The sequence below is a fragment of the Janthinobacterium sp. 64 genome (assembly GCF_002813325.1).
Classification (GTDB): Bacteria; Pseudomonadota; Gammaproteobacteria; order Burkholderiales; family Burkholderiaceae_D; genus Janthinobacterium.
In genome coordinates, this window is the sequence record NZ_PHUG01000001.1 from 4,079,759 (window position 1) to 4,091,659 (window position 11,901).

General features: G+C 61.3%; 12 protein-coding genes and 1 riboswitch. Of the genes, 10 read left to right on the forward strand and 2 right to left on the reverse strand.

From position 1 onward, the window contains the following. Window positions 1–153 precede the first annotated feature (153 nt). The 5 genes from metK (at window position 154) to metF (ending at window position 4,814) form a co-directional block, all read left to right on the forward strand. On the forward strand, window positions 154–1,320 hold the full coding sequence (metK, locus tag CLU91_RS17965) for a methionine adenosyltransferase (protein ID WP_100875249.1): 1,167 nt from the start codon (window positions 154–156) through the stop codon (window positions 1,318–1,320). Window positions 1,321–1,462: 142 nt separating this feature from the next. After that, entirely contained in the window at window positions 1,463–1,984 is a 522-nt protein-coding gene (locus CLU91_RS17970; protein WP_100875250.1) for a hypothetical protein, read from the forward strand. Window positions 1,985–2,041: 57 nt separating this feature from the next. Next, window positions 2,042–2,110: riboswitch (S-adenosyl-L-homocysteine riboswitch) on the forward strand. Between the two features lie 24 nt (window positions 2,111–2,134). After that, window positions 2,135–3,559, forward strand: coding sequence for an adenosylhomocysteinase (gene ahcY, locus CLU91_RS17975; RefSeq protein WP_100875251.1), 1,425 nt, complete (start codon window positions 2,135–2,137; stop codon window positions 3,557–3,559). 81 nt (window positions 3,560–3,640) lie between these two features. After that, the gene (locus CLU91_RS17980) at window positions 3,641–3,997 is read left to right on the forward strand and encodes a phage holin family protein (protein WP_034783534.1); all 357 of its coding nucleotides are present in this window, start codon (window positions 3,641–3,643) and stop codon (window positions 3,995–3,997) included. After that, window positions 3,984–4,814 (forward strand): methylenetetrahydrofolate reductase [NAD(P)H], encoded by an 831-nt coding sequence (gene metF / locus CLU91_RS17985; protein ID WP_100875252.1) that lies wholly within the window; start codon window positions 3,984–3,986, stop codon window positions 4,812–4,814. Before CLU91_RS17980 ends, metF begins: the two co-directional genes overlap by 14 nt. A gap of 15 nt (window positions 4,815–4,829) precedes the next feature. Here metF and CLU91_RS17990 read toward each other — a convergent pair whose 3' ends face one another. After that, a complete protein-coding gene (locus CLU91_RS17990) occupies window positions 4,830–5,357 on the reverse strand; it encodes a 5-formyltetrahydrofolate cyclo-ligase (RefSeq protein ID WP_100875253.1) in 528 nt (175 codons plus the stop codon). Between the two features lie 137 nt (window positions 5,358–5,494). On the opposite strand from CLU91_RS17990, the gene CLU91_RS17995 reads away from it, so the two are divergent. From CLU91_RS17995 to CLU91_RS18010, 4 genes are read left to right on the forward strand one after another with little or no spacing between them, the layout of a single operon-like run. Then, window positions 5,495–7,450, forward strand: coding sequence for a lytic transglycosylase domain-containing protein (locus tag CLU91_RS17995; RefSeq protein WP_232730791.1), 1,956 nt, complete (start codon window positions 5,495–5,497; stop codon window positions 7,448–7,450). Between the two features lie 12 nt (window positions 7,451–7,462). After that, window positions 7,463–8,179, forward strand: a complete 717-nt coding sequence (locus CLU91_RS18000) for a glutathione S-transferase family protein (protein WP_100875255.1) — start codon at window positions 7,463–7,465, stop codon at window positions 8,177–8,179. A gap of 12 nt (window positions 8,180–8,191) precedes the next feature. Further along, entirely contained in the window at window positions 8,192–9,304 is a 1,113-nt protein-coding gene (locus tag CLU91_RS18005; RefSeq protein ID WP_100875256.1) for a multifunctional CCA tRNA nucleotidyl transferase/2'3'-cyclic phosphodiesterase/2'nucleotidase/phosphatase, read from the forward strand. After that, entirely contained in the window at window positions 9,301–10,032 is a 732-nt protein-coding gene (locus CLU91_RS18010) for a GNAT family N-acetyltransferase (protein WP_100875257.1), read from the forward strand. Before CLU91_RS18005 ends, CLU91_RS18010 begins: the two co-directional genes overlap by 4 nt. Here the strand turns inward: CLU91_RS18010 and CLU91_RS18015 are convergent. Beyond that, the gene (locus CLU91_RS18015; RefSeq protein WP_099760971.1) at window positions 10,024–10,548 is read right to left on the reverse strand and encodes an Lrp/AsnC family transcriptional regulator; all 525 of its coding nucleotides are present in this window, start codon (window positions 10,546–10,548) and stop codon (window positions 10,024–10,026) included. The genes CLU91_RS18010 and CLU91_RS18015 overlap by 9 nt on opposite strands. A gap of 125 nt (window positions 10,549–10,673) precedes the next feature. On the opposite strand from CLU91_RS18015, the gene hppD reads away from it, so the two are divergent. Beyond that, window positions 10,674–11,792: a 4-hydroxyphenylpyruvate dioxygenase gene (gene hppD, locus CLU91_RS18020; protein WP_100875258.1), complete on the forward strand. Its 1,119-nt coding sequence runs from the start codon at window positions 10,674–10,676 to the stop codon at window positions 11,790–11,792. Window positions 11,793–11,901: the final 109 nt, after the last annotated feature.

Consider the following 11,901-nt stretch of genomic DNA (forward strand, 5'->3'; position numbering starts at 1 on the left):
GCCAAAATTTTTTAAGAAGCGTAAAATACCACGTATGCAGTAACCGCTGAGTTAATAGACAACTTGCGAAGCGGAATATAAATATCGCTAAAGCGTCGCAGGCAAATCCTCTTTACTGCGACAGAACATTCACATAGTAAACAGGAGCTTGCAATGTCAAACGACTATCTCTTCACTTCCGAATCCGTCTCGGAAGGCCATCCCGACAAGGTTGCCGATCAAATTTCCGACGCCATCCTTGACGCCATCCTGGCCCAGGATCCGACCGCCCGCGTGGCTGCCGAAACCCTGTGCAACACGGGTCTGGTGGTGCTGGCTGGCGAGATTACCACTTACGCCAATGTGGATTATATTCAAGTTGCGCGCGAAACCATCAAACGCATCGGTTACGACAACACGGAATACGGCATCGACTACAAGGGTTGCGCCGTACTGGTGGCTTACGACAAGCAGTCGCCCGACATCGCGCAAGGCGTCGATGAAGGTGCGGGGATTGACCTGGATCAAGGCGCTGGCGATCAGGGCCTGATGTTCGGCTACGCCTGCGATGAAACGGCCGAGCTGATGCCTGCCGCCATCCACTACGCGCACCGCCTGGTCGAGCGCCAGTCGCAGCTGCGCAAGGATGGCCGCTTGCCATGGCTGCGTCCGGATGCGAAATCGCAAGTGACCCTGCGCTACGTCGATGGCCGCCCCGTCGGCGTGCACACGGTCGTGCTGTCGACCCAGCATGCGCCGGAAATTTCGCACAAGCAAATCGAAGAAGCCGTCATCGAAGAAATCATCAAGCCGATCCTGCCGCGCGAATGGCTGACCGACACGAAATTCCTCGTCAATCCGACGGGCCGTTTCGTCATCGGCGGTCCGCAAGGCGATTGCGGCTTGACCGGCCGCAAGATCATCGTCGACACCTACGGTGGCGCAGCCCCGCACGGCGGCGGCGCGTTTTCGGGCAAGGACCCATCGAAAGTCGACCGTTCGGCAGCCTACGCGGCCCGTTACGTGGCGAAAAACATCGTCGCGGCCGGCCTGGCGCGCCAATGCCAGGTGCAGGTCAGCTACGCTATCGGCGTGGCCAAACCGATCAACATCACCGTCTACACGGAAGGCACGGGCGTGATTCCCGACGCGGAAATCGCCAAGCTGGTGCTGGCGCACTTCGATTTGCGTCCAAAAGGCATCGTGCAAATGCTCGACCTGCTGCGCCCGATCTACCAGAAGAGCGCCGCCTACGGCCATTTCGGCCGCGAAGAGCCGGAATTCACGTGGGAACGCACGGACAAGGTCGCCCTGCTGCGCGACGCTGCCGGCCTGAAGTAATCTAGTCAGACTTGCAAGAAAAGCGCCCCGGCCGACTGGCCGCGGGCGCTTTTTTCATGGGCGCACGCGACAGTGCGTACGGAACGGCGTTGCCGTAGGGATACGCTACAATTCATTGCAAATAAACCAATTGGGGAATTCCATGACCTTGTTGCGCGCATCTTCCTTGTTTGTTGCTCTGTTTGCCACATTGGGCCTGTCCGCTGCCTTGGCGGCACCGGCGCCGGCCACGCTGACGGTGGGGCAATGGCTGGACAAGGCGGAGGGGGGCGATGGCCATGCCGTGCTGATGCTGGCGGCGGGCGGCAAATTTATTTTTCCCGAGGGCTCGCTGGCCACGCCGGTGCAGATGCGGCCCGAACTTACCGAGTTGATGGGGCAAATGTCGGCACGCCAGGCCTTGCATGTGCTCACCATCTATGCGGACAGTGGTTTTCTCGCCACGGATCCCGATGCCTGGCGCGCGAATATCAAGCCCGATCCCGTGCTCACCTGCAAATGGGCCATGCGCGCCGCGAATTACCCGACCGACGGCAGCAAGGCCGATAAGGACATGATACCCATCCTGCGCGACCTGGCCGATGAGATCGCGCGGCGCCTCGATGCCGACGCACGCGCCAGCTGTATCAGCCAGGGCAAGAACTGGCCGCCGCAGAAACCATAGGGCGCCGGCCCGCTTGACTAATGGTTGCCGCCGGCGCATGGCCAATGTTATGATGCACTGTCCGAGGAGCGTTGCGACGAAGAAATTCGCCAGGCTCGGAATATCCTGCAACTGCGCTCACGTACCTTTTTCAACTGAAAGGAGGGCGTGATGAACGCCGTACTCAAATCGCAACACGACTACACCATCGCCGATATCAGCTTGGCCGCATGGGGCGACAAAGAAATCAAGATTGCTGAAACGGAAATGCCTGGCCTGATGGCCATCCGCGAAGAATTCGCGGCAGCGCAGCCCCTGAAAGGCGCGCGCATCACCGGTTCCATCCACATGACCATCCAGACCGCCGTGCTGATCCAGACCCTGGAAGCACTGGGCGCGCAAGTGCGTTGGGCATCGTGCAACATTTATTCGACGCAAGACCACGCCGCCGCCGCCATCGCTGCCGCCGGCACGCCTGTGTTCGCCATCAAGGGCGAGTCGCTGGACGACTACTGGGAATACACGCACCGCATCTTCGAATGGCCGGACGCGGATGGCAAGGCTGTCTACTCGAACATGATCCTCGACGATGGCGGCGACGCCACTCTGCTGCTGCACCTGGGCGTGCGCGCGGAAACCGACCTGTCGGTGCTGGCGAACCCCGGTTCGGAAGAAGAAATCTGCATGTTCAACTCGATCAAGAAACACTTGTTGGCCGACCCGACCTGGTATTCGAAGCGTCTGCCGGAAATCCTCGGCGTGACGGAAGAAACGACGACCGGCGTGCACCGTTTGTACCAGATGCACAAGGAAGGCAAGCTGGCTTTCCCTGCGATCAACGTCAACGATTCCGTCACGAAATCGAAATTCGACAACCTGTATGGCTGCCGCGAGTCCCTGGTCGATGGCATCAAGCGCGCCACCGACGTGATGATCGCCGGTAAAGTGGCCGTCATCGCCGGTTACGGTGACGTCGGCAAGGGTTCGGCCCAGGCCATGCGCGCCCTGTCGGCGCAAGTATGGGTGACGGAAGTCGATCCGATCTGCGCACTGCAGGCGGCGATGGAAGGCTACCGCGTGGTGACCATGGATTACGCGTGCGAACACGGCGACATCTTTGTCACCTGCACGGGCAACTATCACATCCTCACGCACGATCACCTGACGCGCATGAAAGACCAGGCAATCGTCTGCAACATTGGTCACTTCGACAATGAAATCGACGTTGCTTCGTTGAAGCAATACGAGTGGGAAAACATCAAGCCGCAAGTCGACCACATCATCTTCCCGTCGGGCCGCCGCATCATCCTGCTGGCCGAAGGCCGTTTGGTCAACCTCGGTTGCGGCACGGGCCACCCGTCGTACGTGATGAGCTCGTCGTTCGCCAACCAGACGATCGCCCAGATCGAGCTGTACGCGAACACGGCCAACTACCCGGTCGGCGTGTACACCTTGCCAAAACACCTGGACGAAAAAGTCGCCCGTTTGCAACTCAAAAAGTTGAATGCGCAGCTGACGGAACTGACGCAAGAGCAAGCCGACTACATTGGCGTGCGTCAAGAAGGCCCTTATAAGCCAGAGCACTACCGTTATTAATCGGTAGTCCGGGGCTGTAACTCACCCTCTGAGGGCCGGCGCCTGCCGCCGGCCTGACCCTACTTTTGACAGGCTAGAGAAATGCGCTTGCTACTGATTTGGTTTATCAATGCGGCAGCCCTGTTTGCCGTCCCCTACCTGATGCACTCAGTGACGATGAGCAGCGGCTGGACGGCGCTGCTGGCCGCTGCCGTGCTGGGGCTGGTCAATGCGCTGATCCGTCCATTGCTGATCTTGCTGACCCTGCCCGTGACGTTTTTGTCGCTGGGCCTGTTCATTCTGATCATCAACGGCTTCCTGTTCTGGCTGGTAGCGCAGGTGATCGATGGCTTCCATGTCGCCAGTTTCTGGTCCGCCGTCGGTGGTGCCATTTTGTACAGCATCATTTCCTGGGCCCTGTCGACCTTACTTTTGAGTAATGACGATGGAAAAGCATAATTTCAGTATTGAGTTTTTCCCGCCGAAAACCCCGGAAGGGGCGGAAAAGCTGCGCGCCACGCGTGTCAAATTGTCTGAACTGCATCCGAAGTATTTCTCGGTGACCTTTGGCGCCGGCGGCACCACGCAGCAGGGCACGCTGGATACCGTGCGCGAAATCCTGGCGGCCGGCGAACAAGCCGCGCCCCATCTGTCTTGCGTGGGCGGTTCGCGCGCATCGATCCGCGCCGTGCTGGCCGACTTCAAGGCAGCGGGCGTGCAGCGTATCGTCGCCTTGCGCGGCGATTTGCCCAGCGGCTATGGCGCTTCGGGCGAGTTCCGTTACGCCAACGAGCTGGTGGAATTCATCCGCGCCGAGACGGGCGACCATTTCCATATCGAAGTGGCCGCTTATCCGGAAGTGCACCCGCAAGCCCGTTCGCCGCAGGACGACCTGCAGGCGTTCGCGCGCAAGGTGCAGGCTGGCGCCGATGCGGCCATCACCCAGTACTTCTACAATGCCGACGCGTATTTCCAGTTTGTCGAGCAGACGCAGAAGCTGGGCATCAACGTGCCCATCGTGGCCGGCATCATGCCGATCACGAACTACACGCAGCTGATGCGCTTTTCGGACATGTGCGGCGCGGAAATTCCTCGCTGGGTGCGTCTGAAACTGGCCAGCTTCGGCGACGACAGCGCGTCCATCAAGGCCTTTGGCCTGGATGTGGTGACGGGCTTGTGCGAACGCCTGCTGGACGGCGGCGCGCCAGGCTTGCATTTCTATAGCATGAACCAGGCGGCGCCCACGACCGCACTGTGGCAGCGCCTGGTCAAGTAACTCCCATCTGATGCGTCAGAGCAGATCGCCCTCGGTTACGACGTAATCGAGGGCGATGTCGTATTCGCCGTTCGGAAAGCTGGCCGCGAGGCAGGCATAGGCGATGCCCAGGGTGCGCGGACGCGGCGTGACAGCAAGAGTACGGTCGTAATAGCCGCCGCCATAGCCGAGCCGAAAACGTTCCCCATTAAAACCCAGGCAGGGCACCAGCAGGGTGGCGGACGCCGGGCGCAGGCGCAGCTGGGCCGGCACGGCCACGCCCATGCCATCTTTCACCATGGGCTCGCCCGGTGTCCAGTGGCTGAATGCCAGCGGCGCGTGCTTTTCCAGCACCACGGGCAAACTCAATTGCACGCCGCGCGCGGCCAGCTGCGCATAGGCGCCGTGCAAGTCCGGCTCGCCATGCAGGGGCCAGTACACGCCCAGTTCCTTGACGTTTTCCTGTGCGCACCAGTCCAGCAGGCGCTGCGCGATGGCCGCATCCCACCCGGCGCGCGTGGCCTCGGGCAGGGCGCGGCGGGCCGCCAGCAAGGCCTTGCGCAAGCCGGCTTTGTCCTGTGGCGCAATGGGTGGCCGTGTAGCCGGATCGCATGTTATTCTAGGGTCGCTATTCATATCACCATCAAGTTAAGATTGAGAGTCGTACATTGATTTCCCCACTGAAATGGATTGCCGGCACGATGCTGTGTGTTGCATCGGCCTTGTCTCCCCTGGCCGCCCTGGCCCAGGTTTCCACCACCGTATCCCCAGCCGCCCCCGACACGCGCAGCGAGGACGATGCCTTCCTGCTGCTGCGCGACGCCGCGCGCAAGGATGACGCCGAAAAAGCCGACTTTTATGCGGGGCGCCTGACGAATTACCAGATTCCATCGTATGTTGACTATTATCGGCTGAAACCGCGCATCAAACTGCTGACCGAGGCGCAATTTCGCGATTACCTGAACCGCTACAAGGGCAGCGCCATCGCCGACCGTTTCCGCAACGACTGGCTGCTGGAACTGGGCCGCAAGCGCGACTGGGTCGTGTTCGACGAGCAATATCCGCAATTTGCCCTCGACGACGATACCCAGCTCAAGTGCTATGCGCTGATGTCGCGCGCCGCCAAGGGCCAGAACGTGGCGGCCGAGGCGCGCAACCTGCTGGTGTCTCCTCCCGGCTATGGTGAAGCGTGCGGCAGCCTGATCGCGGCATTGGCGCAAAATGGCCAGTTCGACACGAACGACCTGTGGGCGCAGATCCGCCTGGCGGGCCAGACCAACGCCACGGGCCCGGCGCGCCGCATCGCACTGCTGCTGGGCGCGTCCGACGCGAAGATGGCGCAAGCGATCGACTTGCCGGCGCTGGTGCTGGCCAAGGGCGCGGGTCTAAGTCGCGCCGACCACGAGATGTATTTGGTGGCCGTCGGCCGCATGGCGAAAAGCACCCTGAAACTGGGGGTGGTGGCCCTGCAAAAGGCCAGCGCGCAACTGACGCCGCAGGAACAGGCCATTGGCTGGGCCAGCCTGGCCTTGCAGGCGTCGTACTCGCTGGCGCCGGAAGCATTTGAATATTGGCAAAAAACCAATGGCGCACCGTTGACCCAGGAGCAGATGCAGTGGAAAACGCGTATCGCCTTGCGCGAAGGCAACTGGCCTGTGGTGAAGTCGTCCATCCAGACCATGCCTGCGTCCTTGCGCACGGACCCCACCTGGGTGTACTGGCTGGCGCGCGCGCAGCAGGCGGAAACGCCGGGCCGCCCGAACGCGCAGGCGGACGCCCTGTACCGCACGATCAGTGAGCAGTCGAATTTCTATGGCTTGCTGGCCAATGAGGAACTGGGCAACCACCTGGTGTTGCCGCCGCCGGGCCAGCCCGTCACACCGGCGGAAATCGCCGCCATGGCTGCCAATCCGGGCTTGCAGCGCGCCTTGAAATTTTTCAACATGCGCTTGCGCTTTGAAGGCACGCGCGAGTGGAACTGGGAATTGCGTTCGATGACGGACCGCCAGCATCTGGCGGCCGCGGAATTTGCGCGCCAGAACAATGTGCTCGACCGCATGGTCAACACGTCCGACCGCACGCGCCTGGAAGTGGACTATACGCAGCGCTATCCGACGCCGCACGACGACGTCATGCATCCGGCCACGCAAACCCTGGGCCTGGACAAAGCCTGGGTGTATGGCTTGATCCGCCAGGAATCGCGCTTCATCATGGATGCGCAGTCGCACGTGGGCGCGTCCGGCCTGATGCAGGTGATGCCGTCGACGGCCCGCTATGTCGCCAAGAAGATCGGTTTGACGGATTTCGTCACGGAAACCTTGAGCGACGTGCGCACCAACGTCTTGCTGGGCACGAATTACCTGAACATGGTGCTTGGCGGCCTCGACGGTTCGCAAGTGCTGGCCAGCGCCGCCTACAATGCGGGGCCGGGACGCTTGCGCATCTGGCGCGCCACCATGACGCGACCGCTGGAAGGCGCCGTCTTTGCCGAGATCATTCCGTACACGGAAACGCGCGGCTACGTGAAAAACGTGATGGCCAACGCCACGTATTACGCGGCCCTGTTCGAGAAGCGCCCGCAATCGCTGAAGGCGCGCTTGGGTACCGTGGGGCCGAAAAACAGCGCCATCGCGGCGGACTTGCCCTCATCCAACTAAAGATACCCGACCATGCAAACGACCATCCTTGATCCCAGCCTGACGCAAACCCTGGCCGCCGCGCGCGAGCCGGGCCTGACTCTCATCATCGGCAACAAGAATTATTCGTCGTGGTCGATGCGCCCGTGGGTGGCCATGACGGCGTTTGGCATCCCATTCCAGGAAGTGCGCGTGCTGCTCGACCAGCAGGACACGGCCACCAAAATCGCCGAGTATTCGGCTTGCGGCCGGGTCCCCGTGCTGCTGGCGGGCGAGATCACGATCTGGGACAGCCTGGCCATCTGCGAATACCTGGCCGAGCAGTTTCCCGATAAACACCTGTGGCCGCAAGACGTGGCCGCGCGCGCCATGGCGCGTTGTGTCTGCGCGGAAATGCACTCGGGCTTCACGGGCTTGCGCACGGATATGTCGATGAATATCAAGGCCAAGTTGCCGGGCCGTGGCCGCACGGCCGCCGCGCAGGCGGACATCGGCCGCATCAGTGAAATCTGGGAAGAGTGTTTATCGCGCTTTGGCCACCACCAATTCCTGTTTGGCGAGTTTTCCATCGCCGATGCGTATTTTGCCCCCGTCGTCATGCGTTTCCGCACGTATGGCGTGAGTCTGGCGCCGGCGCTGAACGCGTATTGCGAGCGCGTGCAGGCGCACCCGGCCGTGGCGCGCTGGATCACGGAAGCGCTGGCGGAGACGGAAGTCGCTGCCAAGCATGACGCGGAATTACCCGATTAAAGAAAAGTTACCATGAAGATTTACACGGTCGGTGGCGCGGTGCGCGACCAACTGCTGGGCTTGCCCGTGAAAGACCACGACCACGTCGTCGTGGGCGCCACGCCCGAGGACATGCTGCGCCAGGGTTTTCGCCCCGTCGGCAAGGATTTTCCTGTCTTCCTGCACCCGAAGACGCAGGAAGAATACGCGCTGGCCCGCACGGAACGCAAGACGGCCCCCGGCTATCGGGGCTTTGTCTTCCACACGGCGCCCGACGTCACCCTGGAAGACGACCTGGTGCGGCGCGATCTGACCATCAACGCCATCGCCCAGGCCGAGGACGGTAGCCTGACCGACCCGTTCGGCGGCATTCAGGATATCGAGAACAAAATCTTCCGCCACGTCTCCGATGCGTTCGGCGAAGACCCCGTGCGCATCTTGCGCCTGGCCCGCTTTGCCGCCCGTTTTCATACTTTTACGGTGGCGCCTGCCACCATGGTCCTCATGCGTCAAATGGTGCAGGACGGCGAAGTCGACGCCCTGGTGGCCGAGCGCGTGTGGCAGGAAGTGGCGAAAGGCTTGATGGAAGCGCGGCCGTCGCGCATGCTGACGGTGCTGCACGAGTGCGGCGCGCTGGCGCGCATCATGGGAGAAATCCAGTTGAGCGAGCATTTGCTGCAGGTCATCGACCATGCGGCCGCGCAAGGCCTGGACTTGCCCGTGCGCTTTGCCGTCTTGATGCTGCATGTGAGCAAGGATGCCATCGAACAGCTGAGCGAGCGCCTGCGCGTGCCCAACGAGTGCCGCGAACTGGCCGTCATGGCGGCGCGCGAGCTGGACAATATCAACGGCGCGCTGGCGCTGAGCGCCGAAGCTATCGTCAGTTTGTGTGAACGCTGCGACGGTTTGCGCAAGCCGCAGCGCTTCGTGCAGATGCTGGACGCCATCGCCTGCGACGTGCATGCCCAGGATCCGGTATTTCCACAGTCCGCCTGGCTGCAAGCCATGCTGGCGGCCGTGCGCGGCGTGGATGCGGGCGCGCTGGCACAAGCTTGCGCACAGGAACCGAAACGCATTCCGGCCGTCATCCATGCGGCGCGCGTGGAGGCCGTCACGAACGCGATCAGCAGCACGGAGCTGCCATGACCCTGCCCAAATTGTTCCAGAATCCGTTTCGCCGCTGGCTCAGCCGTAGCGGCGGCGGGCGTCCGAGCGTGCTCGTCAAGCAATTGCACGAGCGCGACCGGCGCCGCATGATGAAGCATTTTCTTTCTCTGGAGAAAAGCGACCGCCTGCTGCGCTTCGGCAGCGCCTTGCCCGATGAACTCGTGGCCCAGTATGTGCAAAAGATGGATTTCTCGCGGGACATGATCTACGGCGTCTACAACAGCCTGTTCAAGCTGGTGGGCGTGGGGCATCTGGCGTTCGCGCCGAAGGACACGTCGCCGGCGAAAAGTATCGTCACGGACAAGGAGCAGGTGGCCGAGTTTGGCGTGTCCGTGTCGAAATCCATGCGCGGCATGGGCGTCGGTTCAAAACTGTTCGAGCGGGCGGCAATACACTGCCGCAACAACGATGTCGATACCCTGTACATGCATTGCTTGTCGTCCAACAAGACGATGATGCATATCGCCAAGAAAGCGGGCATGGAAATCCAGCGCGACTATGGCGAAGCGGATGCTTATTTGAAACTGTTGCCGCCGAACCCGAGCAGCATGCTGCAGGAAGCCGTGCAGGAACAGTTCGCCATGTTCGACTACACGTTCAAGGCCAACGCGCGCGCCGCGTTCAAACTGTGGGATCGCTTGCCGGGGCGCAAGAAGAAGCCCGGACCGCCGTCACCGCCGTCACCGTCGTCACCGTCGTCACAATAAGGGCAGGGCCGTCGTATCCTTGATGCGCTGCAAGGCAAAGCTCGATTTGACGTCCAGCACGGCCGGGTGGCGCAGCAGGGTCGCCATCATGAAGCGCGAAAAGTGCTCCATGTCTTCCACGTGCACGCGCAACAGATAATCCATTTCGCCCGTCATCGCATAGCAGGCCACCACTTCCGGCCAATGCGCGACGGCCACGGCGAAGTCGGCGCGCGGCGAGGTAGTCGTCACCAGATTCGGCGCCAGCACTCTTGCCGTGCTGTGCGCGGTGGCGTCGCTGTGCTTTTCCAGCCGCACGTTGACGTAGGCGAGCAAGCCCAGACCGATCTTTTCCGGGTCCAGCAGGGCTACGTACTGGCGGATCACGCCCGCTTCTTCCAGCCGTTTGACGCGGCGCAAGCATGGCGACGGCGACAGGCTGACCTGTTCGGCCACATCCTGATTCGACAGGCGGCCATCGGCCTGCAGGACGGCAAGGATCTTGCGGTCCGTTTTATCCAGCGTAATTTTGCTCATGCTCCCTCCGGTGGTTCTCGTTTCACGCAATATTATTGCGCAAATCATGATTGTTCGGGAGATCTTTGGCATTTAATGCCCGTGACCCACGCCTATACTGTGCGCTACTTCTTGGAGGAGACATCATGCAATTTCAGCCTTGGGATAACCCGATGGGTACCGATGGTTTCGAGTTCGTCGAGTATGCAGCACCAGACCCAAAAGCATTGGGCAAGCTGTTCGAGAACATGGGATTCACGGCCATCGCGCGCCACCGCCACAAAGATGTGACCCTGTACCGTCAGGGCGACATCAATTTCATCATCAATGCCGAACAAGATTCGTTCGCGCAGCGTTTTGCCCGCCATCACGGCCCGTCCGTGTGCGCCATCGCCATCCGCGTCGACGACGCCGCTTTCGTCTACCGCCGCGCGCTGGAACTGGGCGCCTGGGGTTTCGACAATAAAACCGGTCCGATGGAACTGAATATCCCCGCCATCAAGGGCGTGGGCGATTCGCTGCTGTACTTCGTCGACCGCTGGCGCGGCAAGGGCGCCGACAAGGAAGGCGCCGCTGCACCGGGCGGCATCGGCGACATCAGCATCTATGACGTCGATTTCGTCGCCATTCCCGGCGCCGTCGCCAACCCGGTCGGCCATGGCCTGACGTATATCGACCACCTGACGCACAATGTACACCGTGGCCGCATGAAGGAATGGGCGAGCTTCTATGAAAGCCTGTTCAACTTCCGCGAAGTGCGCTACTTCGACATCGAAGGCAAGCATACGGGTCTGAAGTCGAAGGCCATGACTTCGCCCTGCGGCAAGATCCGCATCCCGATCAATGAATCGTCGGACGACAAGTCGCAGATCGCCGAATACCTGGACCAGTACCATGGCGAAGGCATCCAGCATATCGCGCTGGGTACCGATGATATCTATGGCTCCGTGCAAGGCATGCGCGACACGGGTATCGATTTCCAGGACACGATTGAAACGTACTATGAGCTGGTCAACCGCCGCCTGCCGAACCATGGCGAGCAGCTGGAAGAACTGCGCCGCCTGCGCATCCTGATCGACGGCCACAGCACGGAAACGGAACGCGAACTGCTGCTGCAAATCTTCACGCAGACGGTGATCGGCCCGATCTTCTTCGAGATCATCCAGCGCAAGGGCGACCAGGGCTTCGGCGAAGGCAACTTCCGCGCCCTGTTCGAATCGATCGAGCTGGACCAGATCAAGCGCGGCGTATTGACGGCAGGATAAGCACCGGGGTCAGACCCGTCGGGTCTGACCCCAGCCTTCCGTTAAGATGAGTAAAAGTAACAAAAAAGCACCCGCCCAAGAGTGCAGTGCAGCAAAAGAACTGCGCGCC

Coding starts and splice junctions, on each gene's coding strand:
- metF (WP_100875252.1), top strand. CDS start 3,984: ATGGAAAAGCATAATTTCAGTATTGAGTTTTTCCCGCCGAAAACCCCG.
- CLU91_RS17980 (WP_034783534.1), top strand. CDS start 3,641: ATGCGCTTGCTACTGATTTGGTTTATCAATGCGGCAGCCCTGTTTGCC.
- CLU91_RS17970 (WP_100875250.1), top strand. CDS start 1,463: ATGACCTTGTTGCGCGCATCTTCCTTGTTTGTTGCTCTGTTTGCCACA.
- CLU91_RS18015 (WP_099760971.1), bottom strand. CDS start 10,548: ATGAGCAAAATTACGCTGGATAAAACGGACCGCAAGATCCTTGCCGTC.
- ahcY (WP_100875251.1), top strand. CDS start 2,135: ATGAACGCCGTACTCAAATCGCAACACGACTACACCATCGCCGATATC.
- CLU91_RS17995 (WP_232730791.1), top strand. CDS start 5,495: ATGCTGTGTGTTGCATCGGCCTTGTCTCCCCTGGCCGCCCTGGCCCAG.
- CLU91_RS18010 (WP_100875257.1), top strand. CDS start 9,301: ATGACCCTGCCCAAATTGTTCCAGAATCCGTTTCGCCGCTGGCTCAGC.
- metK (WP_100875249.1), top strand. CDS start 154: ATGTCAAACGACTATCTCTTCACTTCCGAATCCGTCTCGGAAGGCCAT.
- CLU91_RS18005 (WP_100875256.1), top strand. CDS start 8,192: ATGAAGATTTACACGGTCGGTGGCGCGGTGCGCGACCAACTGCTGGGC.
- CLU91_RS18000 (WP_100875255.1), top strand. CDS start 7,463: ATGCAAACGACCATCCTTGATCCCAGCCTGACGCAAACCCTGGCCGCC.
- hppD (WP_100875258.1), top strand. CDS start 10,674: ATGCAATTTCAGCCTTGGGATAACCCGATGGGTACCGATGGTTTCGAG.